Genomic DNA, 25509 nt, shown 5'->3' with positions numbered 1-25509 from the left:
AATGAATATCGTTGAAACGCTTATTAAACTAATTATTAATAATGCTTTCATTTTTGTCATCATTGGAGGGATTATTTTTAACGTTGTGCAGCGTTTTATGGCTCAGTCAAAAGAGGAAGAACAGCAGCGTTCTAAAAGAGCTCCTATGCCTCCTGTAAACAATCCTTCAAGGCGGGAAAGACCTAGATATCGTCCTGTCAAAGAAGAGCCAAAAACAGCTCGTATGGAGCCGGAAACTGTTCCTTCAGCAGAAACAAATCCTTTGCAAGAAAAATTGGAAGAGCTAAAAAATCGTCCGCATCATGAACCGTCTATTCAAAAGAAAATCACGGTTGACAAACCAAAAATCACGGGTGAGAAAAACGTTCTCAAGCCCATTTCTCGTAAAGAAGCTGTTCAAGGAGTGGTATGGTCCGAAATTCTGGGGCCGCCAAAATCGAAACAACGTAAATATAAACGATAAATAGATGTGATACATTAACCCCCTTTCTCATAAACATGAGATGAAAGGGGGTTCTTTTTATGAGCAAAAAGTGGAGACACCAAATGAAAAGATGGATGACAAAAACAATGGAACTACCCGCTGATGTATTAATGGATCTTCCCCGTATTACGTTAGTTGGACAAATACACATTTATATTGAAAATCATAAAGGTTTATTAGCCTTTTCTGATACTGAAATACGCGTGTTACTAAAACAGGGACAAATGTTAATTCGAGGTGAAGGACTGGTCATTAAAGTAATACTGCCAGAAGAACTGGTTTTAGAAGGTAAAATCAATCAAGTTCTTTATTTAGAACAATAACACAAGGAGGAAAAAAATGAAGAATGGATGGACAAACTTTGTTATTGGTACCGTACGTATTCGAATTGTTGGAAAAGGAATTGAACGTTTCTTAAATAATTGTGTGAGACAACAGATTATGATTTCGAATGTCCATAAAGTTGACGGTCAGCTAGCGACAGCAACGATATTATTGAAAGATGTAAAGAAAATTCGTATACTAATTCGCAACGCAGATTGTAAAATTTATTTTATAAGAGGCAGAGGTTTTCCTTTTTTAACAAAGCGAGTGATCAAAAATAGTGGATTTGCTTTAGGTTTTCTTTCTTTTTTTATTATTCTTGGTTTGCTTTCCAACATGGTGTGGAAAGTGGAAATTAGTGGTGCAGAACCACAAACAGAACATCAAATGACTAAGCAGCTTGCCAAAATAGGTGTAAAAAGAGGAGAGTTTCAATTTCTGTTAGAGAGTCCTGAAAAAATTCAGCGCTATTTAACGGATAATATGAACAATATTACCTGGGTGGGAGTAGAAGTGCGCGGCACTTCTTATCACTTCCAAGTGGTTGAAAAAAATGAGCCCAAGCCTCAGCAAAAAACACCTTACCAACATTTAATTGCTAAAAAGAAAGCCATTATTACGAATTTGTTTGTCGAAAAAGGACAACCTTTAGTCAAGGTTAATGATTTTGTCAATGAAGGCGAGGTCTTGGTTTCCGGTATTATCGGAAACGAAAAAAATAAAAAAGTAGTAGCTGCTAAAGGGAAAGTCTACGGTGAAACATGGTACAAGTCTGAGGTAGAAGTGCCTTTAAAAACTGATTTTCAGGTATTAACGGGTAATGGATATACGAAGCACTATTTAGATTTTCAAGCTTTTAAAATGCCTCTTTGGGCTTTTAACAAAGAAAAATACAGCTCAAGGGTGACAGAAAAAGTGGAGCATCCACTCTATTTTTTTAAATGGAAATTACCTCTGTCGTATGAGAAAGTTGCTGTACGAGAAGAACAGAACTCTCAGCGCGTCTATTCTAAACAAGAGGCGGTGGAAAAAGCTTTGGAAATCGGTCGAAAAAAATTACTATCAACTTTAGGTGAGGATGCTAAAATAAAAGGTGAAAAAGTTTTGCACCAAGAACAGGACAATGGTAAAGTTAGATTATCAATACATTACCAAGTTATAGAAAATATTGCGAACACTCAACCAATTATTCAAGGAGATTGATGAATGTCAGAACAGCTAGTAACAATTAACGTACAACTTGATGATTCAAACGAAGCCATTTCATTATTTGGCGTACAAGATGCGAATTTAAAGCGAATTGAAGAAGAAATGCAGGTCTCTATCATTTCAAGAGGTGAGACTGTTGTAGTCTCGGGAAGTACAGAAAATGTTCAGCTAGTGGAAGAAATGCTTAAAAAGTTACTGAACATTATCCGAAAAAATATTTCCATATCTGAACGAGATGTTGTGTATGCGATTCAATTAGCTAAGAAAAATTCTCTCGAGTTTTTTGAAGATGTATATGAAGAAGAGATTGGTAAAAATGTAAAAGGTAAGACTATTCGTGTTAAGACATTAGGACAAAGTCAATACATTTCTTCTATTAAGAAAAATGATTTGGTATTTGGAATTGGGCCTGCTGGTACCGGTAAAACGTATTTAGCCGTTGTCATGGCCGTTAATGCTCTTAAAAATGGTCACGTACAGCGTATTATTTTAACACGTCCTGCTGTTGAAGCAGGTGAAAGTCTTGGCTTCTTGCCAGGAGATTTGAAAGAAAAAGTAGATCCGTACTTGCGGCCTCTGTACGATGCATTACATGATGTATTAGGAACAGAACACACGCAACGCCTAATCGAACGCGGAGTTATTGAAATAGCACCCCTTGCCTATATGCGAGGTCGTACACTAGATGATGCGTTTGTTATCTTAGACGAAGCGCAAAACACCACGATGGCGCAAATGAAGATGTTTTTAACACGACTAGGATTTGGGTCCAAAATGGTGATTACAGGAGATATTTCACAAATTGATTTACCAAAAGGAGCTCAGTCTGGTCTAGCAGCTGTCTCGAAAATCCTGACCAATGTTAAAGGTATTTCATTTGTTCATCTAGAACAGTCAGATGTTGTGCGCCATCCACTTGTGGGACGCATCATTCAAGCGTACGAACAAGCTGACCAAAAGACCCTTTCTTAATAGGGTCTATTTTTTGTAAAAGGGGGTACGTTTGTGTCAACGTTTCGGATAATCAAGCAAACAATGGCACAGATCGAGCGATTACGGTTAATTCAAATTGGGTTATATGCCTTGCTAGGTGTAATGATGTTTGCGTCTATGTATAGCAATGTAAAGCCGCAGGAATTAGATCTCAGATTACTGTCTATTTCCCCGCAAACCATTTACTCACCCGTTACCATTGAAGATAAAGAGAGTACAGAGAAAAAACGGGCAGAGGCAGAACAAGCCGTTGAAGATGTGTATACACAAAAAACAGAATACGCACAGAACCAAGTCGATCTTGTTGCATCTATTTTTGATGCGATGATGGAAGTTAATACAGAATATGAAAAAGAAGATCATGAAGATGACAGTATCGATGCCGTATTAAAAACCAAACAAAAAATGCTAGAGGACAAGCTTCCTGAAGACATTCAAAAAAACTTGCCAAAGGATACCATTAAGCAGCTGCTTCAGTCTTCTAACAGTGATTTATCGATTGCAAAAGATGCTGTAGTCACGGCCGTTCATCATGTGATGAAAGATCAAGTGAAGATTAGCGATGTAGAAGAGAAAAAAGACCAGGTAGAAAGTCAGCTTGTTTACACCAATGTCAGCAATTCCCTAAAGGATTCAATGAATGCAATTGCTAAATTCGCTATCATTCCAAATGTGATTTATGATCCACAAAAAACAGCTGAAAACCGTCAAGCAGCTGTGGAAAAAGTGGAGCCTGTCCGAATCAAACAAGGCCAGATTATTGTAGAAGAAAATCAGCTTATTAATCCTGATATATATCGTCAGCTCCAGCTCGCGGGATTGTTGAATAATAAAGGATCTATTCAGCCTTTTGCGGGGTTAGCTTTGCTGATTGTAATGATGATAGCGGGCCTCATTTACTATTTACGTGAATTTCACACCAAGACATATCAGCCCTTGCTGTTGTATGTATTGGTAGCAACCATTACGATTGGCCTCATGAAAATCTTAAGCTTGTTTCAGCAAATTGATTTATCGGAAATTGGTTTCTTAGCTCCTGTTGCGGTGGGAGGTTTGCTGATTCGAATTTTAATGGATGAACGCATTGCTATTTTATCAAGCATTGTATTTGCTATTTGTGGAAGCATTATTTTTAATGGTGAATTGACAACCTCGTTTAATATGAACATTGGGATCTACTTTTTAATTAGCAATATTGCTGCTATTTTATTTTTAAGCAGACAGCACAGGCGTTCACGGATTTTACAGGCAGGTCTATTTGTGGCTATGGTAAACGTAATTATCAGCTTTGCTATTATTTTTATTAAAAATGGCCAAATCGGCACTGTAGAGCTTGGCTATTACAGCATGATGTCAATTGCATCTGGTGTTATTGCTTCCGTTTTAACTATAGGCTTGCTTCCGTTTTTTGAAAGTGGATTTGGCATTTTATCTACGATGAAGCTGATTGAATTATCGAGTCCTAATCATCCGCTATTACGTAAAATCTTAACCGAAACACCTGGAACGTATCATCACAGTGTAATGGTGGCAAACTTATCTGAAGCGGCGTGCGAAACGATAGGAGCTAACGGTTTATTAGCGAGAGTCGGAGCTTATTACCATGATATTGGTAAAACGAAGCGACCGCAGTATTTTATTGAAAATCAAATGAATATTACCAATCCGCATGATAAACTAAGTCCGAAGACTAGTAAAAATATTATAATCGCACATGCTACAGATGGAGCTACCATTTTGCGAAATCATAAGTTTCCAAAAGAGATTGTAGATATTGCAGAGCAGCATCACGGAACGACCCTGCTTAAGTTTTTCTATCATAAGGCACTTGAACAGACAGAAGAAAAAATTGATGAAAAAGAATATCGCTATCCTGGACCAAAGCCTCAGTCGAAAGAAGCAGCGGTTATTTGCATAGCTGATAGTGTAGAAGCAGCCGTAAGGTCAATGTCCAATCCGACTCCGGAAAAAATTGAGAACTTGGTGCGAAATATTATTAAAGACCGCTTGCAGGATGAGCAGCTTAGCGAGTGTAACGTAACGCTCAAAGAGCTAGAGTTAATTCGCCAAGCACTATGTGAAACTTTAAATGGGATTTTTCATTCCCGAATCGAATATCCAGAGATAAAAAAAGAGAAGGTGAAGGTATGAGTTTAGTTATTGATTTTATTGATGAAACAAACGAAGTGAGTGAAGAACAGCAAAAAGAGCTTGAGCAGCTGCTTGAAGCTGCTGCTATATATGAAAATCTGCAAGAGGATGCAGAAGTATCCGTTACATTTGTGGATAATGACCGAATTCAAGAAATCAATCATCAATACCGCCATAAAAATCAGCCAACGGATGTAATATCGTTTGCGCTAGAAGAAATGGGCGAAGATGAAATGCAAATTATCGGAGATGAGATGCCAAGGGTCCTAGGGGATATTGTCATTTCGATTCCAAAAGCTCATGAGCAAGCAGAAGAATACAATCACTCGTTTATGAGGGAGCTAGGATTCTTGACGGTTCACGGTTTCTTGCACTTGCTTGGATATGACCATGAAACATCAGAAGATGAAAAAGAGATGTTTACACGTCAAAAAGATATTTTAGAACAATATGGACTCTCGCGATAAAAAGGGGATAGCTAAAGTTGTCAGTAGCTTTGGTTATGCAATAGAAGGGTTTATATATGTTTGTAAAACACAGAGAAATATGCAAATTCACATAGCAGCTTCTTTCATCGTCCTCCTCTTAGGCACCGTGCTGTCAATTACAGCTGGTGAATGGACGGTTGTGCTGCTTCTAATTGCAGGCATGTTCAGCTTGGAGTTAATGAATACAGCAGTTGAAAAAGTTGTCGATTTAGTTTCTCCTGAATATCACATACTAGCAAAACACGCAAAAGATGCAGCCGCAGCCGCGGTGTTGGTCTATGCGTGTTTTGCTGTCCTTATAGGAGGAGTTATTTTCTTAAAGTATTTGTTTTAAAAAGGATTCTTTTTGGTTCTTTACACCCCCGTGGTATAATAAAAAAGGACAAGTTAAAAGACATGTAGAAGCGCAAAAGGAGAGCGGATAAATGGATAAGACCGGACTGATTGATGAGGCGAAAAAAGCTCGTGAAATGGCTTATGTACCGTATTCAAAATTTAAAGTTGGTGCAGCTTTATTGACGAAAGATGGAAAGGTTTATCGCGGCTGCAACATTGAAAATGCAGCTTATAGCATGTGCAATTGTGCTGAGCGTACGGCTTTATTTAAAGCCTATTCAGAAGGAGATAAAGAGTATGCAGCACTTGCTGTAGTAGCTGATACTGATCGTCCTGTTTCTCCGTGTGGAGCATGCAGACAAGTAATCTCTGAGCTTTGTCCAAAAGAAATGAAAGTTATATTAACCAATTTAAAAAATGACATACAAGAATTAACTGTGGAAGAATTACTTCCAGGAGCATTTTCATCGGAGGATTTACATGAGTAATAATGAATTTAAGTCAGGTTTTGTTTCAATTATTGGAAGACCAAACGTAGGGAAATCAACTTTTTTGAACCGAGTAATTGGTCAAAAGATTGCGATTATGAGTGATAAACCGCAAACAACTAGAAATAAAATTCAGGGTGTGTATACGGAAGATCAAGCGCAAATTGTGTTTATTGATACACCAGGAATTCATAAACCAAAGCATAAATTAGGCGACTTTATGATGAAGGTAGCGCAAAATACGCTTAAAGAAGTAGATTTAATTTTATTTATGATTAACGCAACAGAAGGCTTAGGTCGAGGCGATGAATTTATTATTGAGCGTTTAAAGGATACAAAAACGCCTGTTTTCCTTGTGATTAATAAAATTGATGAAATTCATCCAGACGAATTGTTTTCAATTATCACGAATTATAAAGACTTATATCCTTTTGCTGAAATTGTGCCAATTTCAGCTTTACAAGGAAATAACGTGGAGCGTTTGCTTGATCAAATTAAGCAGCGATTGCCGGAAGGTCCGCAATATTATCCGGCAGATCAAGTAACAGATCATCCAGAGCGCTTTATTATTACGGAATTGATTCGTGAAAAAGTACTGCATGCAACGAGGGAAGAAATACCTCATTCTATTGCCGTTGTGATGGATTCTATGCAAAGACGAGATAATGGTGCTGTTTACGTCGGCGCTACAATTATCGTCGAAAGAGATTCACAAAAAGGCATTGTAATTGGAAAGCAAGGAAAGATGTTAAAAGAGGTAGGAAGAAAAGCAAGAGCAGACATTGAAGCCCTTTTAGGTTCAAAAGTATTTTTAGAACTATGGGTAAAAGTGCAAAAAGATTGGCGAAACCGAGCGTCGCATCTTCGTGACTTTGGATTTAGAGAAGACGAATACTAATCATTTAAGTTCTTGTTTGCATTGATTTATATCCCTTCATAAAAGAAGGTAATTTGTAAAAAATTGTGTTACATGATTTTACGTCGGAAGGCTATTCTAAACATAAGGAATTGAAATATGTATCTGATCTTTATGGTTAGAAAGGTGGGAGTTCTATGTTGAATTTTACTTGGAACATTTTTTCACAAACAGGTAGCATTGATACTTATCTCATTTTTAAGGAACTTGAAAATGAAGTGAAAGAAAGACCCGAAACATATGAGGACAACAGCGAAAGTCTCAATTCTCCCTTGTCTTAGCCTTCTGTAAGATGGCGGTGATGATGATTGTTTAAAAAGTGTGAAGGAATTGTCATTCGAACGAATGATTACGGTGAATCAAATAAAATTGTCACCATTTATTCACGTGAACTCGGAAAAGTGGGTCTCATGGCAAGAGGGGCAAAAAAGCCCAGTAGTCGCTTGGCTTCCGTCACACAATTATTTACGTATGGATACTTTTTTATACAAGCAGGTTCGGGAATGGGTACTCTCCATCAAGGAGAAGTTATCTCATCTATGAGAAGCATACGCGAAGATATCTTCACAACAGCGTATGCTTCTTATATTCTTGAATTAACGGATAAAGCTACTGAGAACAATAAACCAAATCCATTTCTATTTGAGTTGCTGCACCAAACTATTCATTATATGAACGAAGAGTATGATGCAGAGATCTTAACATTTATTTATGAAATGAAAATGTTAAACGTTCTAGGTCTTCATCCTACATTAAATGAATGTGCAGTCTGCCATCGAGGTGAAGGAACATTTCATTTTTCCATTCGAGAAGGCGGGTTTATTTGTCATCGATGCTTAGAAAAAGATCCTTATCATTTGAAAATTAGTCCGATGACGGTTAAACTATTAAGACTATTTTATTACATTGATTTAAAGCGGTTAGGTTCTATTTCTGTTAAGCCTGAAACAAAAAAACAATTAAAGTTTGTAATTGATCAATATTACGAAGAATATTCAGGATTGTTTTTAAAAACAAAGCGGTTTTTGAATCAGATGGAGTCTTTAAAACAATCGCTCTCTGATGAGAAATAGAAAAGATAATCAGTGATATGCAAGGAATTGCTGTCGCTAGGGTGCCTCGTAGTGTGTAGAGGACACCCTTTTTACTGTGGAGCGAAGGGATAGTTTCGCTTATTGTAAGCGTAATGCCTGCTTTTTTTGAGAAGCCGTGGTAAAATAAACGGCATTCTAAAAAGATAAAATGCTAAAATTAATAAGTTATAGCTTTTACTTTTGCTTAAAAAGTATATAATGTTTTATAAATAGTATGTCACATTTAATGATTAGGTGGTGAGTACAATCGAACTGAACAAACGACAAGAACAAATTTTGCAAATTGTCAAAGACGAAGGCCCTATTACAGGCGAGCATATTGCAGATCAGCTTAGCCTTACGCGGGCAACACTAAGACCGGACTTGGCTATTTTAACAATGGCTGGTTATTTAGAAGCGCGACCGCGCGTCGGTTACTTTTACACAGGTAAAACAGGAGCACAGCTTCTTACAGATAAAATAAAAAAAATACAGGTGCAAGAATATCAGTCTATCCCGGTAGTCGTGAACGAAAATGTGTCGGTATATGATGCTATTTGTACAATGTTTTTAGAAGACGTGGGGACCCTTTTTGTAGTGGATGAGAAATCCCAGCTAGTGGGAGTACTGTCGCGTAAAGATTTATTGCGCGCAAGTATCGGAAAGCAAGAGCTCACATCTATTCCTGTTCATATTATCATGACGAGAATGCCCAACATTACATATTGCTATCGCGAAGATTTGTTAATTGATATTGCTAAGATCTTAATTGAAAAACAGATTGATGCTATGCCCGTTATTAAAGAGGGAGACGGCAATTTTGAAGTGGTGGGACGCATTACCAAAACAAATATTACAAAATTACTAGTAGCATTAGCAAACGATGAAGTATTATAAGTGAAAAAGGATTAAAAAGGGGATGCACAAAATATGAACAACCCATGTCTTTATGTCATTTCGGATTCTGTAGGTGAGACAGCTGAACTAGTTGTAAAGGCTGCATCAAGCCAGTTCAATATGACGGACTTTGTAATTAAAAGAGTACCTTACGTAGAGGACATCGCAACACTTTCAGAAGTGGTTTCAGTAGCGAAGTTGAACAACGCTATTATTGGCTTTACGTTAGTAAAGCCCGAAATGAGAGAATTTTTAATTCAAGAAGCGTCCAAGAACGGGGTAGAGGTATTTGATATTATTGGACCTTTAATTGATAAAATTCAATCTTCTTATCAACTTTCTCCTCGCTATGAGCCTGGAATGGCTAGAAAATTAGACGAAGATTATTTTAAGAAAGTAGAAGCGATTGAATTTGCAGTGAAATATGACGATGGGCGTGATCCGAGAGGTATTCTTAGAGCAGATATCGTATTAATCGGTGTATCAAGAACATCTAAAACACCTCTTTCTCAATTTTTAGCACACAAGCGTTTGAAAGTAGCCAATGTTCCAATTGTACCTGAGGTAGATCCACCAGAAGAGCTGTTTCATGTATCACCTGAGAAGTGTATAGGGCTTACTATTAGTCCTGAAAAATTAAACGATATTCGTAAAGAGCGTTTGAAGTCTCTTGGGCTAAACGATAAAGCAATTTATGCTAATATTGGCCGTATTAAAGAAGAACTTGAATTTTTCCAAGGGATTGTAGATAAGATTGGCTGTGAAGTAGTTGACGTATCCAACAGAGCCGTAGAAGAAACAGCTGGTATCATTCTTAATACCATCAAAAAGAAATAAACGATGGATCTCCTCTGTGCGTGACAGAAAGGAGATTGCTTTCTTATGTTTATAGACTGTAAGCCTAAGAAGATATACGTAATATGAATATGACAGAACTTTTAAAAACAAGTGACTTTTGTATAGAAAATATAGGTTGTTTATATTATAATAAAAAATTGTGATAAAAAAGAATAGTTTTAGGTTTAGACTTTGTTAAGAACGAATAAACTATTTATATAAAAGTCAAGTCAAAATCGAAAAAAGTATTCGACAAATGCCATCTACAGGAAATAACAAATTGTTAGAAGGAATCTCTGGAGGGATGTAGAATACAGAGTTATAGCAAAAGAAAAAGTAAAGTTTTTGTCGATGCTGATGCATGCCCTGTTAAAGCAGAAATCGTTGAACTTACACATACATATGACATCGAGCTTGTGTTTGTTGCTTCCTATGCTCACATGCAAACAAATCCTACACCAGGAAAATGGGTCTATGTGGATGCAGAAAAGGAAGCCGCAGATTTATACATTTTAAATCACGCAGTCAAGCAGGATATTGTTGTAACTCAAGATACTGGCTTAGCAAGCATGTTAGTAAGTCGAGGGGTTTACGCACTGTCTCCTCGTGGAAAGTACTATAATGACGACGAAATGAATACGGTGCTTTTCTTTCGCTATGTTTCTGCAAAAGAGCGACGGTCAGGGCGTCATACTAAAGGCCCAAAGGCATTTAGTGAAGAAGATCGCCAGCATTTCATTCAAGCTTTTGAAAAAATGTTGTCGAAACTTGCAGGAATTTAGCACTTAGTGAAGAATATTATATGAAATACGGAGCTGTTACTATGGCAAATCGAATTCCTGATGAAGTAATCGACCGTATTCGGCATTCAGTAGATATTGTCGACGTCATAAGCGATTATGTACAACTAAAAAAACAAGGGCGCAATTATTTTGGACTCTGTCCGTTTCATGGGGAAAGCACACCGTCTTTTTCAGTATCGCCTGATAAACAAATTTATCATTGCTTTGGATGCGGTGCAGGAGGGAATTCATTTTCATTCATAATGGAATTAGAAGGACTGTCCTTCACAGAAGCAGCTCAGCAGCTTGCTGAAAAAGGAGATATTCCTTTCGAACATGAGATACATCCTCATGAAGAAGATAATCAAAAGCCTAGCAATAAAATGATTGAAGCACACGAGCTTTTAAAGAAATTTTACCATCATTTATTGGTAAATACAAAAGAAGGCCAAGATGCTTATGATTATTTAATAAATCGAGGGTTTTCACGAGAAATTATCGATGAATTTGAGATAGGTTTTGCTTTAGATTCGTGGGAATTTGTAAGTAAGTTCTTAACAAAACGTGGGTTTAATCCGCAAGAGATGGAACATGCAGGTTTAATCATTAAACGCAACCAAGATGAAACGTACTTTGATCGTTTTCGCGATCGAATTATGTTTCCTATTGCTGACTTGCAAGGCAAAACAATTGCATTTTCAGGGCGCCTGCTAAAAGAGATAAAAGGGCAGCCTAAATATTTAAACAGTCCCGAAACTTCTATTTTTAACAAAAGTCGCACACTCTACAACTTTCACCGCGCTAAAAAACATATACGCAAAAATCAGCAGGTTATTTTATTTGAAGGATTTGCAGATGTTATTTCGGCTGTTAAAGCGGGGTGCCCGAACGCAATTGCAACAATGGGAACTGCCTTAACAGAAGAACAAGCCAAGATTATTCGCCGAAATGTAGAGTCCGTTATCATTTGCTATGATGCAGATTCTGCCGGAATTGAAGCAGCGCACAAAGCAACTGCTATCTTAACAAATGTGGGTTGTACCGTTAAGATTGCTGTGATGCCGGATGGTTATGACCCGGATGATTATATTAAAGAATACGGGGCAGAGAAGTTTCAAAATGATGTTATTAATAGCAGCTTGACCTTTATGGCATTTCAAATGAGGTATCTCCGCCGAAAACGAAATCTACAAAATGAATCTGAACGTATGCAGTACATTGAAGACGTTTTGAAAGAAATAAGCCTCCTTACGAAAGCCGTAGAGCGAGATCATTATTTACGCCAATTGGCCCAAGAGTTTTCCATTTCATTAGATGCGCTTAAAGAACAGCAGTATCAAGTGTATCGAACTGAAAAAAAGAAAAAGGATAATGATTCTCCAAATCGAAATAATATAAATAGACAACCAGTCGTAAAGAAAAGCTTATTACCGGCTTATCAAAATGCAGAACGTTTTTTGATCGCTCATATGTTGAAAGATAAGGATGTAGCATTTAGAATTCAAGACCGACTTCAAGGTCAGTTCAATGTCGAGGAACATCGTGCGCTTGTTCTATATTTGTATGCTTATTACGAGGAAGGACACGAGCCTAATCCGAGCGGATTTATCGAACGGTTGCCCGAGTCTTCGTTGTCTAGTCTAGCTTCAGAATTGGCGATGATGTCAATCAATGATGAATTGTCGGAGCAAGCTTTGAATGATTATATCCAAACGATATTGGTTTATCCACAAAGGGTAGCGATAGAAAAAAAAGAAGCAGAAAAGCAAGAAGCAGAGCGTCAAAAAGATTATTTAAAAGCTGCGACAATAGCAATGGAAATTTTACAGTTGAAAAAAACGTTAAAATAAACGATATTGCGTATTAGTCCCACTTTTAGAAGGTTTTCCTTAAAATTTTGGAAGGAGGGGATCTGATGGCTGAAAAATCAGCTCAATCAAAACAACTTGATTCAGATTTAACAATTGAACAAGTAAAAGATCAATTGACCGAAATCGGAAAAAAACGTGGTGTACTCACATACGAAGAAATTGCAGAGCGTATGTCGAACTTCGAAATTGAATCCGATCAAATGGATGAATATTATGAATACCTTGGAGAACAAGGTGTTGAAGTAATGAGTGAATCTGAAGCAAATGATGACGATGCCGATCCCGATATTCAAGAACTGTCAAAAGAAGAAGAGTTTGATTTAAATGATTTAAGTGTACCTCCTGGTGTGAAAATTAATGATCCAGTTCGTATGTACTTAAAAGAAATCGGACGCGTTGACTTATTGTCAGCAGAGGAAGAAATCAATTTAGCAAAACGTATTGAAGAAGGCGATGAAGAAGCGAAACGTCGTCTTGCTGAAGCAAACTTACGTCTTGTTGTAAGTATCGCTAAACGCTATGTTGGGCGCGGTATGCTGTTTCTTGATTTAATTCAAGAAGGAAACATGGGTCTTATTAAAGCGGTAGAAAAATTTGATTATCGCAAAGGTTATAAATTCAGTACGTATGCGACATGGTGGATTCGTCAAGCTATTACTCGTGCAATTGCTGACCAAGCGAGAACGATTCGTATTCCCGTTCATATGGTTGAAACGATTAACAAGCTAATTCGTGTTCAACGTCAGCTTCTACAAGATTTAGGTCGCGAACCATCTCCTGAAGAAATTGCAGAAGATATGGACTTAACACCAGAAAAAGTTCGTGAAATCTTAAAAATTGCTCAAGAGCCGGTTTCTCTTGAAACACCAATTGGTGAGGAAGATGATTCTCATTTAGGTGACTTCATTGAAGACCAAGATGCAACATCACCTTCTGAACATGCTGCATATGAATTATTAAAAGAGCAGTTAGAAGACGTTCTTGACACGTTAACAGATCGCGAAGAAAATGTTCTTAGACTCCGATTTGGTCTGGACGATGGACGTACGCGTACGCTTGAAGAAGTAGGAAAAGTATTTGGCGTAACGCGTGAGCGTATTCGTCAAATTGAAGCTAAAGCGCTTCGTAAGCTTCGTCATCCTAGCCGAAGCAAACGTTTAAAAGATTTCTTAGAATAGATAAAAGCGTAAATAACGCTTATGAGATAGCTTCTTTCCTAGAGGAAAGGGGCTATCTATTTTTTATGGAATAAATTTCATAAAAACGCATTTTGAAGAAGTATATTGATTTTTTTACCAACTTTTCTTCTTTCATATATTTTACTGAATTGTCCTTCGTTTTGCAAATGCTCCTTTATATTCTTTTGTTCCAGAGCATAAGCTGTTCAACTTCCTTTTAAACATCCGAAAAATGGAATCGCTATCATTTTATTCATGCTTTGACTAGTACTTCTCTATTATAACATGAAAAAATTAAAACGTTTTAAAAGTTGAGAAAATTTACAAAAATGAATTATAATTAAATAATGTAAGCGTATACATTTTTTTAGGGGGAATAAAAATGAATTTTGAATTAACCAATGAACAAAAGATGATTCAACGGACGCTCAGAGAGTTTTCAGAGGCGGAAGTAGCACCGAATGCACTAGAGCGCGATCGAAGTAAGCAATTTCCGCTTGATGTTTTTAAAAAGTTAAGTGAGCTTGGTGTAATGGGTCTTCCTTTTCCTGAAGAGTATGGAGGCGGAGGAGCAGATACGGTTAGTTTTGCTATTGTCGTAGAGGAATTAAGTAAAGCTTGTGGCTCTACAGGAATTACATACTCAGCTCATGTTTCGCTCGGGGGGGCACCTATTTATTTATTCGGAACAAAGGAGCAAAAAGAACAGTACCTACCTGCTTTATGCTCTGGGGAATCTTTTGGAGCGTTTGGTTTAACCGAACCGAACGCAGGAAGTGACGCGGGGGGAACGGAGACCGAAGCAGTGTTGAAGGATGGAACATTTAGGATTAATGGAAGTAAATGCTATATTACGAATGCCAGCTATGCAAAGTTTTTAGCTTTAACGGCTGTTACAAATCGCACAGAAGGTAAAAAAGAAATTTCAGCTATTATCGTGCCTACAGAAGCTCGAGGTTTTACTGTAATAGACAATTACGAGAAAATGGGTCTACATGCTTCAAATACAACTGAACTCGTTTTAGAGGATGTTGAAGTGCCTGAAGAGAATTTACTCGGTGTAAGAGGAGAAGGTTTTAAACAATTTCTAATGACGCTCGACGGAGGAAGAATTGGAATTGGCGCAATGGCCGTTGGAATCGCTCAAGCGGCTTATGAAAAAGCACTGTCATATGCGCAGGAAAGAAAGCAATTTGGGAAAGCTATTTCATCGTTTCAAGCGATTCAGTTTAAATTAGCTGATATGGCGATGAAAATTGAGTTAGCAAGAAATATGGTGTATAAAGCAGCGTGGTTAAAAGACCAAGGAAAGCCATTTACGAAAGAAGCTGCTATGTGTAAACTGTATGCTTCTGAAATTTGTATGGAAGTAGCCAGTCAAGCTGTTCAGATTCATGGAGGATACGGCTACATGAAGGAGTATCACGTGGAGCGGTATTTACGAGATGCCAAGCTTTTAGAAATTGGAGAAGGAACTTCAGAAATTCAGCGCTCGGTTATCGCAAGGCAAATTGGCTGTTAAGATAAGTAATAAGAAATTAGTTAATTATGTAAATAAAACCCTTTCACTTATGAGCATTTTCAAGTAAAATAAAAGTGCTTATACTATTTTGTTATTTCTAGGGATGGGAATACATAAAGGGGGTATAGTGAGTGAAGCGAAATCCGCTAATACCATTTTTATTAATTGCGGTAATTGGGATTGCTTTAATGTTAACGCTTTCGTTCAACGGATTGAACAATGCAAAAGAAATCGCGGCTGAAAAAGAAGGCGGTGGCGCGGAACAGCAGGCTTCAGCTAAACCAGAAGAAATTTATCAAAAAACTTGTATTGGTTGTCACGGTGATCAGTATCAAGGTGGAGTAGGTCCTTCGTTAAAAGGAATTGGGAAAAAAGTTTCTCAAGACGAAATTGCAGATATTGTTGTGAACGGTAAAGGAAACATGCCGGCCGGGCTGGTTCCTCCGGAAAAAGCGAAGGAAATGGCTAAATGGGTATCAGAAATTAAATAGAGTTCAGAAACATGATTTTCTGGAAAGCCGCTCATTTATAAAGCAGGCTTTTTTTTTTATGATTTTTTTATACGCATTCGGCTAGAATGAAAACATGAAGAGAAATAGGAATCATGCAGCTATCTATGTTAAAATAATGAACAGTAATCACATAGAGAATAGGTGACAAAATGAATGAATTAAACTTATCAACAAGACTTGAAGAAGTAGTAAAGTCGATTCCTTTGGGAGCAAAGATAGCAGACATTGGCTCAGATCATGCGTACTTGCCGTGTTTTGCTTATTTAAATGGATATATTAGCGGTGCCGTAGCAGGAGAAATTACAGAAGGTCCTCTTCAATCTGCTATTCAGCAGGTGAAAAAAACAAGCTTAACGGACGTTATTGACGTTCGAAAAGGAAATGGCCTAGAAGTAATATCACCGAATGAAGTAGACTGTATTACAATCTGCGGAATGGGTGGAACGCTTATTACGATGATTTTAGAAGAAGGAAAGGCGAAATTAGAAGGCGTCAAAAGACTTGTGCTTCAGCCGAATATTGGTTCACATCATATTCGCAGCTGGTTGATTCAACATAACTGGGAAATCATTGATGAAAAAATCATCGAAGAAGACGGTCGTATGTATGAAGTCATCGTCGCTGAACCTGGAAACGCCTTAGCTCCTTATAAGGGTGAAGTGGAAGCCGGTGTGTTAATGGGCCCTATTTTAAAAGAAAAGCGCTCTTCTGCTTTTATTGCAAAGTGGACGCATGAACTAAATCATCTTCAACAAATTGTCAGCCAAATGGAGCAGGCTCAATCAGAGGAAAGCAAAGTAAAACTTCAAAAACTTACCCAAGACATCTCATTAATTGAGGAGGCGTTAAAATGAGTAAAATCCCTAACGGATTTCAAGTAATTGAAGCATTTGAATCATTTTCTCCCAAGCATTTAGCGGTTGAAGGAGATAAAATTGGTTTGCAGATTGGAACGTTAAACAAGCCTGTAAAAAAAGTAATGGTAACGTTAGATGTTCTTGAAACCGTCGTAGACGAAGCGATTGAAAAACAAGTGGATTTGATTATTGCTCATCATCCTCCTATTTTTAGACCTCTAAAACAAGTGGTTACAGATCGTCCTGAAGGGCGTATTTTAGAGAAATGCATCAAACATGATATTGCCGTATATGCTGCTCATACAAACTTAGATATAGCTAAAGGCGGAGTAAATGACTTATTGGCCGAAGCATTGGGGCTACAAGAGACAAAAGTGCTGGTTCCAACAACGTCTATTGAGCTGAAAAAGCTTGCTGTATTTGTTCCTTCAAATCATGCTGAAGCAGTGCGCACAGCTATTTGTGATGCGGGAGCTGGACATGTTGGCCTTTACAGTGACTGTACGTTTTCAACAGAAGGCGAAGGCACATTTAAACCTTCTTCAGAAGCCAATCCATACATTGGCTCAAAAGGAGAGCTAGAACGTGTCAATGAAATAAAGGTTGAAACTATTTTTGAAGCAGGTCAACAAAATAAAATTATTCGTGCCATGCTCAGTGCTCATCCTTACGAAGAAGTAGCCTATGACATTTATCCAGTGGAACAAACGGGCGAAACGCTTGGACTTGGACGAATTGGTAAGTTAAAAGAAGAGATGACGTTAAAACAGTTTGCCGATCACGTTAAACAAGCATTGGATGTAGATGGTGTCAGAGTAGTAGGGTCTATGGATGCCACTGTGAAAAAAGTAGCTGTTCTTGGCGGAGACGGAAACAAATATATTACAAACGCAAAATTTAGCGGAGCAGATGCCTATGTAACAGGTGATTTGTACTTCCATGTTGCGCATGATGCAATGGCAATGGGATTAAACGTTGTAGATCCTGGTCATCATGTTGAAAAAGTCATGAGACAAGGTGTAACGCGTGTATTAAACAGTCTTTTTAATGCGAAAAACTTTGAGTGTGAAGTATTTGATTCAAAAGTAGACACAAACCCATTTACGTTTATGTAACAAAGAAGGTGTTGACGAATGTCAACACCTTCTTTTGCATCTATTAAGACGATTTTTTTGTTCGAACTTTTGGTAAAATTTTTGAAAGAGGTACGCTTTTTTCACGTGTCCATGTTGTTTCATCTTCCGGATCGAACTGATCTAGAAAATTGATGACCTCTTTTGTAATTGGAGTAGGGGTAGATGCGCCTGCCGTAACAGCTACGGTTTTCGCGTTCATCAACCATTCAATCTGAAGCTCTGAGATGTCACCAATACGATATGCCTCAGTGCCGGCAATCTCCATTGATACTTGAGCTAAACGGTTTGAATTGTTACTTTTAGGATCTCCTACTACGATTGTAACATCTGCTTCACCTGCTTGCTCGGCTACAGCTTCTTGGCGAACTTGTGTAGCTAAACAAATTTCCTTGTGAACTTCAGCGTGCGGATATTTTTCTTTTACCTTTTCCATTACTTCTGCAACGTCCCACTGACTCATTGTTGTCTGGTTTGTTACAATGATTTTCTCACGTTGAATATTTAAATCGGCTACGTCTTCTGCTTTTTCAATTAAATGAACGATATCTGGTGCGATACCAAGTGCACCTTCTGGCTCAGGGTGATTTCGTTTTCCAATATAAATAACGTCATAACCTTCTTTTTCTTTTTGGCGAATAAGGTCATGGGTTTTTGTAACATCCGGACATGTAGCATCGATTGTTGTTAAGCCTTTTTCTTTTGCTCGTTCTTTTACTTCTGGAGATACTCCGTGCGCAGTAAAAATAACGGTTCCTTCATTTATCTGGTCTAAGATTTCTAGGCGATTAGCACCGTCCAGTGTGATAATGCCGTCCTCTTCAAACGCATCTGTAACGTGTTTATTATGAACAATCATTCCTAAGATATAGATTGGTCGAGGCAATGATTTATCTAAAGCGGCGTTTCGTGCAATGACCATTGCGTCTACTACACCATAACAATAGCCGCGCGGTGCAATTTTAATAACTTTCATTTCAATTTCCTCCTCATCATAATCCTGACGAGCAATTCAACTCGCTTCTATTATATAAAAGAGGAAGGAAGAATACAAAGATATTCTTTTTTAACTCACTGTATTTCCTTAAGGAATCAGCAGATTTATCAAATATAAAGTTTTGGTTTAGACACCCGATCTCTAGAGGGAAGTTCAATTTCTTCTTCGAAGAAATCCAGCTCATCATCGGATGAATCCGTGCTTTCTGCGCCTGCTGATAAAACCTTACTGTCTTTACTTTCATCAGTTTCAGAAACCTCTGTTCCTTCTGCTTCGAGTACTTCATCTGTGTCATCACTTGAGCGCAAGGCCTGATAGATTTTCCATAGAGAAGGAGCATTTTTGACAAGAGGTCCGTATTGTTGAATCATAGGTCCCATCGTTTCCGCAGCTTTTAATACTCGCTGAACATTCCCCATCATGGAGCTCAAGTTAGCAGGGTTCGTTAATCCTTGCAAACCTCCAAGCAGGGAAGAAGAGTTAGTCGCTCCTGCAGCACCTTGGGCTCCTGAAAGGCCAGAAAACAAAGAACCTCGAGGAGCAGCAGCAGCTGCTTGTTGAAAGGGGATGTTTCTATTCCCGCCTCTTCGGAATAGGCGAGTTAAGAAGTTACCTCCTCCACGGTTCAGGCCTTGCTGATTCGGGTAAAATGATTGTTGAGCATTTGTTTGCTGGGCAAAGTTACGGAACTGCTGTAATGGATTAAATTGGCCAAAGTTACCAGGTTGTTGCCCAAAGCCGTTTTGCGGTGGTATTCCTGGCATCATTCTTCTTTGCATACCGGGTGGAAATGGTGGTCTTCGCTGTAGCAAAGGACGCACCTCCTTTAGTAAAGTAGATTTTCTTTTACTATCGTATGCAACTCGCGATAAAATGTTTTTGAAACAGGTAATAAGTTTTAGTAATATGAATGAGAAGTAGTCACAGAAGGAAAAATCGATTATAATCATATATTGTGCCTTAAAAGATGAACGTGAATGTAAAAAAGGAGACTATTATGGAAAAAACAAACTTTGAACGTTTTGAGTTTCAACCATTTTTAATAGAAGCAATTAAACAATTAGGTTTTTATCAGCCTACAGAGATTCAGGAGCGATTAATTCCTTCTGTTTTAAAAGGGGAAAGTGTAATTGGTCAGTCCCAAACAGGGACAGGCAAAACACACGCTTATTTATTGCCTTTACTTGAAAAGGTAGACCCTAAAAAAGAAGAAGTACAAGTTGTGATTACCGCTCCAACTCGTGAGCTTGCTTCTCAAATTTATCAAGAAGTATTAAAGCTAACAAAACACAGTGCTGAAGGAGAAGAAATTTCAGCAAAATGTTTTATCGGCGGTACAGATAAGCAGCGTACAATCGACAAATTAAAGAAGCAGCCTCAAGTTGTTGTAGGAACACCGGCTCGTTTGTTTGATTTAGTAAATGAAAAAGCGTTAATTGTGTATACAACAAAGGCGTTAGTAGTAGACGAAGCTGATTTAATGCTTGATATGGGATTTTTAGAAGATGTGGACCGTTTGGCAAGCAATATGCCTGAAAAATTACAGATGCTTGTTTTTTCAGCAACTATTCCTGAAAAACTAAAGCCATTCTTAAAAAAATACATGGAAAATCCAAAATTTACGCATGTTTCGCCGAAGCAAGCAGCAGCGGCTAAATTAGAGCATGTATTAGTTCCACTACGTCATCGTAACAAGTTTAAGCTGCTGCATGATATGCTTATTTCGTATAATCCTTATTTAGCTATCGTCTTTACAAATACAAAGAAAATGGCGGACGAAGTAGCAGATGACCTACTGTCTAAAGGCTTAAAGGTAGGAAGAATTCACGGAGACTTATCTCCTCGTGACCGTAAGAAAATGATGAAGCAAATTAATAATTTAGAATTTCAATACGTAGTAGCGACAGATTTAGCAGCTCGCGGTATTGATATTGAAGGAATTTCACACGTCATTAACTTTGAGCTTCCTTCAGATCTAGATTTCTACATTCACCGCGTAGGACGTACAGCTCGTGCCGGTCATTCTGGAATTGCTGCTACAATCTTCGATGTGGAAGATGAAGATGCAGTAAATAAGCTGGAGAAAATGGGAATCGAGTTTGTAAACAAAGATCTTCAAAAGCAAGAATGGGTTTCCATCGATGACCGTAACCGCCGTAAAAAGCGTGTGAAGAAAGCGGATGAAGTGGGAGAAGAGGCACATCGCTTTATTCAAAAGCCGAAGAAAGTAAAGCCTGGCTACAAGAAAAAACGTGCTCGTGAAATTACAAAGTATGTGCAAAAGAAAAAGCGTAGTGAAAGACGCAACAATCGTTAATCGCAATAGGTTAGAGGTGTAAAAAGTAATGTTGAAAATTGGTTCTCACGTATCAATGAGCGGCAAAAAGATGCTTTTAGGAGCAAGTGAAGAGGCAGCTTCTTACGGAGCAAATACGTTTATGATCTATACAGGCGCTCCACAAAATACTCGTCGCAAAAAGATTGAAGAGCTTAATATTGAAGCTGGTCTTCTGCATATGAAAGAGCATGGAATGACAGATATTGTTGTACATGCTCCCTATATCATTAATTTAGGAAATACAACAAAGCCCGAAACATTTGAGCTTGGAGTAGATTTCTTAACGTCTGAAATTCAGCGCACCCATGCTCTTGGCGCAAAGCAAATTGTTCTTCATCCAGGGGCTCACGTGGGCGCCGGAGCAGATGCCGGTATTCAGCAAATTATCAAGGGCTTAAACGAAGTGTTGACAGCTGATCAAGAAGTTCAAATTGCGCTTGAGACAATGGCTGGAAAAGGAACAGAGTGTGGAAGAAGCTTTGAAGAAATTGCCCAAATTATTGATGGCGTGACGCACAATGAAAAGCTCTCCGTTTGTTTTGACACATGTCACGTACATGATGCTGGTTATGATATCGTTCAAGACTTTGACGGTGTATTAAATGAATTTGACAAAACCGTAGGAATACAGCGAATTAAAGTGCTTCACATCAATGATAGTAAAAATGTACGCGGTGCTCGAAAAGACCGCCATGAAAACATTGGATTTGGTGAAATCGGATTTGGTGCACTGAATTATATTGTTCATCACCCAGCGTTTAAAGAAGTTCCTAAAATTCTAGAAACTCCTTATGTGGGAGAAGATAAGAAAAATAAAAAAGCGCCATATCAGTTGGAAATTGATATGATTCGTGCACAAAGCTTTGATTCAGAGCTAAAACAAAAGCTTATGTAATTTCATATGGGATTGAAAGAGGTCATGTCTATAGACATGACCTCTTCTTTTACATCAACTGCTGAAATAATTCGTTCACTCGTTTGGCAGTTTCACGATCTGTTACTTGAGCAATTTGTTTGATTAAATTTCGGCGCTCTTCAAGGTTATAAATATTTACGGGCTGCTGTCTAATGACGGATACAAGGGTGTGTGCCTGCTGATCTGTAATGGGAATGTTGTATTGTTTGCTATACTTTAAAAGCTCTTTCGGGGTAATGTTGTTTACTTTCTTATTGACAATCTGCTGTACAATTTTCATATGATTACCTCCTCGTCATATACAGTTTATGAATAAAAAAGAAAGATGTGACTATATTGTGTAATAAAACAACATTTTGAGCCGGATGAACTTACGGAGGCAAGAAAGCCAAGGAGTGAAACGGCTTAGTTTACAAATAAAAGACAATCCTGTATACTACATTAATGACTAAATCGTAATGATTCTGAGAAAGTAAATGGGTAACGGAGTATACGATAGAAACCGTGCCCTCTTTTGTATGGAGAAATATAAAAAAAGAATGGTGAGGCGCATATGAATACACCTGATATCATTGAAATTGATCATTTATCATTTCAATATGATGGAGTGAATGTATTAGAAGATATAAGTTTTTCAATTCCAAAAGGAGCTTTTTTGGGTCTCGTTGGTCCAAATGGCTCTGGAAAATCAACGCTAATCAAATGTTTGCTTGGTTTGCAAAAACCATCTCAAGGTGCAATTCGTTTATTTGGAAAAGATCAGAGAAGGTTTAAAGAACGAAGTAAAATTGGATATGTATCGCAAAAAGCGAATAGTTTCAACAGCGGCTTTCCTGCTACCGTTTTTGAAGTAGTTTCCACGGGTCTTACTTCAAAATTAGGTTTGTTTCGCTTTATGAATGCTTCTCATAAACAAAAAGTGAAAGAAGCGGTAGAAGCAGTGGGGATGAGCGAATTTTTAAATCGAAACATAGGAGAGCTATCCGGTGGTCAGCAGCAGCGAATTTTTATTGCGCGCGCGCTTGTAAGTGAACCCGAGCTGTTAATTTTAGATGAGCCAACAGTCGGAGTGGATGCACAAAATGTGTACACTTTTTATGAGCTTCTTGAACAGTTAAATAAAGAAAAAGGAATTACGCTTGTGCTTGTTACTCACGATATTGGCACTGTCTCAGAAAAAGTAACCCACGTTGCTTGTTTAAATAAATTTCTACACTTTCATGGGAATGCCAAAGAATTCGAACAGCTTTGTGAACATGACGTATCTATGTTTTATGGTCATAATGTTCATGTGTTAACCCATGATCATCATCATGGAGGGCAGCACGTATGATAAGCAGTTTATTTCAATTTGAGTTTTTACGAAATGCATTTTTAACCGGTATGATTATTGGCGTCTTAGCTCCTTTATTGGGCACGTTCATCGTAGTAAGACGTCTTTCTTTAATTGCAGACGCGTTAAGTCATGTGACGCTAGCGGGGATTTCTGCGAGCTTGCTTCTTAGTCAGAAAATAGGGTTTATGCAAGGAGTGAACCCCGTCTATTTAGGGATGGTATCTTCCGTTACAGGCGCTCTTTTTATTGAAAAACTTCGAAGCGTCTATAAGCATTACCAAGAGCTGGCCATTCCGATTATTTTATCGGGCGGAATTGGTATTAGTGCAATTTGTATCTCGCTAGCGGACGGTTTTAATAATGATTTAATGAATTATTTGTTTGGAAGCGTAAGTGCGGTGAGTCGTTCGGATCTTTGGACAGTTGTTGTCATAGCCGTATTTGTCATAGCTATTGTCTTTTTCTTATATAAAGAATTGTTTATTTTATCTTTTGACGAGGAGCACGCTTCTGCTTCTGGGATTAAATCGAAGTGGATGCACTTTTTATTTATTGTGATGGTTGCTCTTGTCATTGCTGTATCGATGCGTATCGTCGGTATCTTATTAGTGTCATCTCTTATGACTCTTCCTGTAGCAGCAAGCATTCGCTTAGCTAGAGGCTTTAAACAAACGATTCTGCTTTCGGTAATTTTTGGTGAAATATCTGTTTTAGGCGGATTATTTTCAGCGTACTACTTGGATTTAGCACCAGGCGGTACAATTGTTGTCATTGCTGTTGTTATTTTAATCATATCTATTATGATTAATAAAGGACGGAAGGGGAAACAAAAATGAATTTAACTGAAGCCATTCATTTATTAAAAGATCAAGGATATAAACATACAGGAAAACGTGAAGAAATGCTTTCTTTGTTTTCGAAGTCAAACAAGTATTTAACAGCAAAAGATGTATTAGAATATATGAAGCCTGATTATCCTGGCCTGAGCTTTGATACAATCTACCGTAATTTATCATTATTTGTGGAATTAGGTGTACTTGAAACGACGGAGCTTTCGAGCGAAAAGCACTTTCGATTTAAATGTGCAACTGCTCATCATCATCACCACTTCATTTGTTTAGACTGTGGGAAAACAAAAGAAATTGAAGCTTGTCCGATGGAACACGTAAACGAGGATTTGAGAGGATATAATATTACAGGCCATAAATTTGAGATTTACGGTCAATGTATCGAATGTAATCAATAAAAAAGAGAGGGCGTTAAGCACCTCTCTTTTTTTATTTTTGCTGTTCTTTTAACCAGTTGGCTACCCACTGATCTGCTTCTAGCCAATTGTATACGCGAACCACTCCTTTTGGAACAGGTAAGCGATTGTAAGGAGTATCAAATAAGATAACGGGAATATTGCATTCTTCACTGATTTCACAGGCATTATCATGTTTGTCTTCAAAAAAGATGTCAACATCATATCGTTTTGCTGTCTCAACTTTAAAATGAGAGCCGACTAACTCAATGTGATGAAACGATAGTTCATTTTTTTGAAACCATTCTTCCGTGACGTCCAATAGCTTATCGTGCCTTGCACTAATAAAGAATAATTCGTGCTTTTGATGCCATTTTTGCAAAACCGCTTTTGCATCGTCTGCAAGTGGAGAGGTTTCGTAAATAGACCGTTCATTTGCTTTAAACCATTTCCCCAGTTCTGCAGGTGATACATTTACAAAAGGGCTGAAATCATACTCTGTAATATCTTCAAGTGTTAAATTTAAGTTAAAGGCTTTATTTAAATGAGGAACAAAAGTTTCAGGAGAAGTAACAGTTCCATCAATGTCAATTCCAAACTTTTTCGTCAACTACGTGCACTCCTTTAA

29 protein-coding genes are annotated in these 25509 nt (G+C 37.9%); 25 read left to right on the top strand and 4 right to left on the bottom strand.

Annotated elements, in window-relative coordinates; translation table 11 throughout:
• Position 1 precedes the first annotated feature (1 nt).
• From U9R83_RS22725 to U9R83_RS22630, 20 genes are all read left to right on the top strand, one after another.
• On the top strand, positions 2-463 hold the full coding sequence (locus U9R83_RS22725) for a hypothetical protein (RefSeq protein WP_014458186.1): 462 nt from the start codon (positions 2-4) through the stop codon (positions 461-463).
• Between the two features lie 59 nt (positions 464-522).
• Positions 523-807, top strand: a complete 285-nt coding sequence (gene yqfC, locus U9R83_RS22720) for a sporulation protein YqfC (RefSeq protein WP_013059232.1) — start codon at positions 523-525, stop codon at positions 805-807.
• A gap of 16 nt (positions 808-823) precedes the next feature.
• Entirely contained in the window at positions 824-2011 is a 1188-nt protein-coding gene (gene yqfD, locus U9R83_RS22715; RefSeq protein ID WP_014458187.1) for a sporulation protein YqfD, read from the top strand.
• A 3-nt stretch (positions 2012-2014) separates the two neighbouring features.
• On the top strand, positions 2015-2989 hold the full coding sequence (locus tag U9R83_RS22710) for a PhoH family protein (RefSeq protein WP_014458188.1): 975 nt from the start codon (positions 2015-2017) through the stop codon (positions 2987-2989).
• Positions 2990-3052: 63 nt separating this feature from the next.
• Entirely contained in the window at positions 3053-5161 is a 2109-nt protein-coding gene (locus U9R83_RS22705; RefSeq protein ID WP_035335158.1) for an HD family phosphohydrolase, read from the top strand.
• The gene (ybeY, locus tag U9R83_RS22700; protein WP_014458190.1) at positions 5158-5628 is read left to right on the top strand and encodes an rRNA maturation RNase YbeY; all 471 of its coding nucleotides are present in this window, start codon (positions 5158-5160) and stop codon (positions 5626-5628) included. The genes U9R83_RS22705 and ybeY overlap by 4 nt, the downstream gene beginning before the upstream one ends.
• Positions 5612-5983 (top strand): diacylglycerol kinase family protein, encoded by a 372-nt coding sequence (locus U9R83_RS22695; RefSeq protein WP_115654926.1) that lies wholly within the window; start codon positions 5612-5614, stop codon positions 5981-5983. The genes ybeY and U9R83_RS22695 overlap by 17 nt, the downstream gene beginning before the upstream one ends.
• Before the next feature lie 91 nt (positions 5984-6074).
• Positions 6075-6473, top strand: coding sequence for a cytidine deaminase (locus U9R83_RS22690; RefSeq protein WP_013059226.1), 399 nt, complete (start codon positions 6075-6077; stop codon positions 6471-6473).
• Positions 6466-7371 carry a GTPase Era gene (gene era, locus U9R83_RS22685; protein ID WP_013059225.1) on the top strand — a complete coding sequence of 302 codons (906 nt, stop codon included), beginning with the start codon at positions 6466-6468 and terminating at the stop codon, positions 7369-7371. The genes U9R83_RS22690 and era overlap by 8 nt, the downstream gene beginning before the upstream one ends.
• Before the next feature lie 155 nt (positions 7372-7526).
• Positions 7527-7670, top strand: coding sequence for a YqzL family protein (locus tag U9R83_RS22680; RefSeq protein ID WP_014458193.1), 144 nt, complete (start codon positions 7527-7529; stop codon positions 7668-7670).
• A 27-nt stretch (positions 7671-7697) separates the two neighbouring features.
• Positions 7698-8462, top strand: coding sequence for a DNA repair protein RecO (gene recO, locus U9R83_RS22675; RefSeq protein WP_014458194.1), 765 nt, complete (start codon positions 7698-7700; stop codon positions 8460-8462).
• A gap of 258 nt (positions 8463-8720) precedes the next feature.
• Complete coding sequence (locus tag U9R83_RS22670; RefSeq protein ID WP_025750542.1) at positions 8721-9359, top strand: helix-turn-helix transcriptional regulator; 639 nt, start codon at positions 8721-8723, stop codon at positions 9357-9359.
• 33 nt (positions 9360-9392) lie between these two features.
• Complete coding sequence (locus U9R83_RS22665; protein WP_014458195.1) at positions 9393-10196, top strand: pyruvate, water dikinase regulatory protein; 804 nt, start codon at positions 9393-9395, stop codon at positions 10194-10196.
• Positions 10197-10507: 311 nt separating this feature from the next.
• Positions 10508-10978 carry a YaiI/YqxD family protein gene (locus U9R83_RS22660; protein ID WP_080564741.1) on the top strand — a complete coding sequence of 157 codons (471 nt, stop codon included), beginning with the start codon at positions 10508-10510 and terminating at the stop codon, positions 10976-10978.
• A 41-nt stretch (positions 10979-11019) separates the two neighbouring features.
• Positions 11020-12828: a DNA primase gene (dnaG, locus tag U9R83_RS22655; protein ID WP_226554889.1), complete on the top strand. Its 1809-nt coding sequence runs from the start codon at positions 11020-11022 to the stop codon at positions 12826-12828.
• Between the two features lie 65 nt (positions 12829-12893).
• Positions 12894-14027, top strand: a complete 1134-nt coding sequence (gene rpoD / locus U9R83_RS22650) for an RNA polymerase sigma factor RpoD (RefSeq protein WP_014458197.1) — start codon at positions 12894-12896, stop codon at positions 14025-14027.
• A 382-nt stretch (positions 14028-14409) separates the two neighbouring features.
• Positions 14410-15549 (top strand): acyl-CoA dehydrogenase family protein, encoded by a 1140-nt coding sequence (locus U9R83_RS22645; RefSeq protein ID WP_013059218.1) that lies wholly within the window; start codon positions 14410-14412, stop codon positions 15547-15549.
• Positions 15550-15680: 131 nt separating this feature from the next.
• A complete protein-coding gene (gene cccA, locus U9R83_RS22640; protein WP_013085044.1) occupies positions 15681-16040 on the top strand; it encodes a cytochrome c550 in 360 nt (119 codons plus the stop codon).
• A 170-nt stretch (positions 16041-16210) separates the two neighbouring features.
• On the top strand, positions 16211-16915 hold the full coding sequence (locus U9R83_RS22635) for a tRNA (adenine(22)-N(1))-methyltransferase (protein WP_014458198.1): 705 nt from the start codon (positions 16211-16213) through the stop codon (positions 16913-16915).
• Complete coding sequence (locus tag U9R83_RS22630; protein ID WP_014458199.1) at positions 16912-18033, top strand: Nif3-like dinuclear metal center hexameric protein; 1122 nt, start codon at positions 16912-16914, stop codon at positions 18031-18033. Before U9R83_RS22635 ends, U9R83_RS22630 begins: the two co-directional genes overlap by 4 nt.
• A gap of 43 nt (positions 18034-18076) precedes the next feature.
• Here the strand turns inward: U9R83_RS22630 and U9R83_RS22625 are convergent, their stop codons facing one another.
• The gene (locus tag U9R83_RS22625; protein ID WP_014458200.1) at positions 18077-19027 is read right to left on the bottom strand and encodes a 4-hydroxy-3-methylbut-2-enyl diphosphate reductase; all 951 of its coding nucleotides are present in this window, start codon (positions 19025-19027) and stop codon (positions 18077-18079) included.
• A gap of 128 nt (positions 19028-19155) precedes the next feature.
• A complete protein-coding gene (locus U9R83_RS22620) occupies positions 19156-19869 on the bottom strand; it encodes a YqfQ family protein (protein WP_243549946.1) in 714 nt (237 codons plus the stop codon).
• A gap of 176 nt (positions 19870-20045) precedes the next feature.
• Between U9R83_RS22620 and U9R83_RS22615 the strand changes: the two genes are divergently transcribed.
• Together U9R83_RS22615 and U9R83_RS22610 are read left to right on the top strand one after the other, a co-directional pair.
• Complete coding sequence (locus U9R83_RS22615; RefSeq protein ID WP_014458202.1) at positions 20046-21365, top strand: DEAD/DEAH box helicase; 1320 nt, start codon at positions 20046-20048, stop codon at positions 21363-21365.
• 28 nt (positions 21366-21393) lie between these two features.
• A complete protein-coding gene (locus tag U9R83_RS22610; protein WP_016765580.1) occupies positions 21394-22281 on the top strand; it encodes a deoxyribonuclease IV in 888 nt (295 codons plus the stop codon).
• 49 nt (positions 22282-22330) lie between these two features.
• Here the strand turns inward: U9R83_RS22610 and U9R83_RS22605 are convergent, their stop codons facing one another.
• The gene (locus U9R83_RS22605) at positions 22331-22582 is read right to left on the bottom strand and encodes a DUF2624 domain-containing protein (RefSeq protein ID WP_116073681.1); all 252 of its coding nucleotides are present in this window, start codon (positions 22580-22582) and stop codon (positions 22331-22333) included.
• Positions 22583-22855: 273 nt separating this feature from the next.
• Here U9R83_RS22605 and U9R83_RS22600 point away from each other — a divergent pair, with 273 nt between their 5' ends.
• From U9R83_RS22600 to U9R83_RS22590, 3 genes are read left to right on the top strand one after another with little or no spacing between them, the layout of a single operon-like run.
• Complete coding sequence (locus U9R83_RS22600) at positions 22856-23635, top strand: metal ABC transporter ATP-binding protein (protein ID WP_243549944.1); 780 nt, start codon at positions 22856-22858, stop codon at positions 23633-23635.
• Complete coding sequence (locus tag U9R83_RS22595; RefSeq protein ID WP_013059208.1) at positions 23632-24474, top strand: metal ABC transporter permease; 843 nt, start codon at positions 23632-23634, stop codon at positions 24472-24474. The genes U9R83_RS22600 and U9R83_RS22595 overlap by 4 nt, the downstream gene beginning before the upstream one ends.
• A complete protein-coding gene (locus U9R83_RS22590; protein WP_014458205.1) occupies positions 24471-24884 on the top strand; it encodes a Fur family transcriptional regulator in 414 nt (137 codons plus the stop codon). The genes U9R83_RS22595 and U9R83_RS22590 overlap by 4 nt, the downstream gene beginning before the upstream one ends.
• Positions 24885-24915: 31 nt before the next feature.
• Here the strand turns inward: U9R83_RS22590 and U9R83_RS22585 are convergent, their stop codons facing one another.
• A complete protein-coding gene (locus tag U9R83_RS22585; protein ID WP_014458206.1) occupies positions 24916-25491 on the bottom strand; it encodes a 5' nucleotidase, NT5C type in 576 nt (191 codons plus the stop codon).
• Between the last annotated feature and the right edge of the window lie 18 nt (positions 25492-25509).

Origin of the sequence: Priestia sp. LL-8 (assembly GCF_036227845.1) — a bacterium.
In the GTDB taxonomy this organism is placed as follows: domain Bacteria; phylum Bacillota; class Bacilli; order Bacillales; family Bacillaceae_H; genus Priestia; species Priestia zanthoxyli.
The sequence above is the reverse complement of the archived record's forward strand: the minus strand, read 5'-3'. Positions and strand labels throughout refer to the sequence as shown.

Coding starts and splice junctions, on each gene's coding strand:
- U9R83_RS22665 (WP_014458195.1), top strand. CDS start 9,393: ATGAACAACCCATGTCTTTATGTCATTTCGGATTCTGTAGGTGAGACA.
- U9R83_RS22645 (WP_013059218.1), top strand. CDS start 14,410: ATGAATTTTGAATTAACCAATGAACAAAAGATGATTCAACGGACGCTC.
- U9R83_RS22680 (WP_014458193.1), top strand. CDS start 7,527: ATGTTGAATTTTACTTGGAACATTTTTTCACAAACAGGTAGCATTGAT.
- U9R83_RS22625 (WP_014458200.1), bottom strand. CDS start 19,027: ATGAAAGTTATTAAAATTGCACCGCGCGGCTATTGTTATGGTGTAGTA.
- U9R83_RS22610 (WP_016765580.1), top strand. CDS start 21,394: ATGTTGAAAATTGGTTCTCACGTATCAATGAGCGGCAAAAAGATGCTT.
- U9R83_RS22705 (WP_035335158.1), top strand. CDS start 3,053: ATGGCACAGATCGAGCGATTACGGTTAATTCAAATTGGGTTATATGCC.
- ybeY (WP_014458190.1), top strand. CDS start 5,158: ATGAGTTTAGTTATTGATTTTATTGATGAAACAAACGAAGTGAGTGAA.
- U9R83_RS22710 (WP_014458188.1), top strand. CDS start 2,015: ATGTCAGAACAGCTAGTAACAATTAACGTACAACTTGATGATTCAAAC.
- yqfD (WP_014458187.1), top strand. CDS start 824: ATGAAGAATGGATGGACAAACTTTGTTATTGGTACCGTACGTATTCGA.
- U9R83_RS22695 (WP_115654926.1), top strand. CDS start 5,612: ATGGACTCTCGCGATAAAAAGGGGATAGCTAAAGTTGTCAGTAGCTTT.
- U9R83_RS22690 (WP_013059226.1), top strand. CDS start 6,075: ATGGATAAGACCGGACTGATTGATGAGGCGAAAAAAGCTCGTGAAATG.
- U9R83_RS22725 (WP_014458186.1), top strand. CDS start 2: ATGAATATCGTTGAAACGCTTATTAAACTAATTATTAATAATGCTTTC.
- U9R83_RS22605 (WP_116073681.1), bottom strand. CDS start 22,582: ATGAAAATTGTACAGCAGATTGTCAATAAGAAAGTAAACAACATTACC.
- U9R83_RS22635 (WP_014458198.1), top strand. CDS start 16,211: ATGAATGAATTAAACTTATCAACAAGACTTGAAGAAGTAGTAAAGTCG.
- era (WP_013059225.1), top strand. CDS start 6,466: ATGAGTAATAATGAATTTAAGTCAGGTTTTGTTTCAATTATTGGAAGA.
- U9R83_RS22600 (WP_243549944.1), top strand. CDS start 22,856: ATGAATACACCTGATATCATTGAAATTGATCATTTATCATTTCAATAT.
- dnaG (WP_226554889.1), top strand. CDS start 11,020: ATGGCAAATCGAATTCCTGATGAAGTAATCGACCGTATTCGGCATTCA.
- U9R83_RS22595 (WP_013059208.1), top strand. CDS start 23,632: ATGATAAGCAGTTTATTTCAATTTGAGTTTTTACGAAATGCATTTTTA.
- U9R83_RS22590 (WP_014458205.1), top strand. CDS start 24,471: ATGAATTTAACTGAAGCCATTCATTTATTAAAAGATCAAGGATATAAA.
- yqfC (WP_013059232.1), top strand. CDS start 523: ATGAGCAAAAAGTGGAGACACCAAATGAAAAGATGGATGACAAAAACA.
- U9R83_RS22630 (WP_014458199.1), top strand. CDS start 16,912: ATGAGTAAAATCCCTAACGGATTTCAAGTAATTGAAGCATTTGAATCA.
- U9R83_RS22615 (WP_014458202.1), top strand. CDS start 20,046: ATGGAAAAAACAAACTTTGAACGTTTTGAGTTTCAACCATTTTTAATA.
- rpoD (WP_014458197.1), top strand. CDS start 12,894: ATGGCTGAAAAATCAGCTCAATCAAAACAACTTGATTCAGATTTAACA.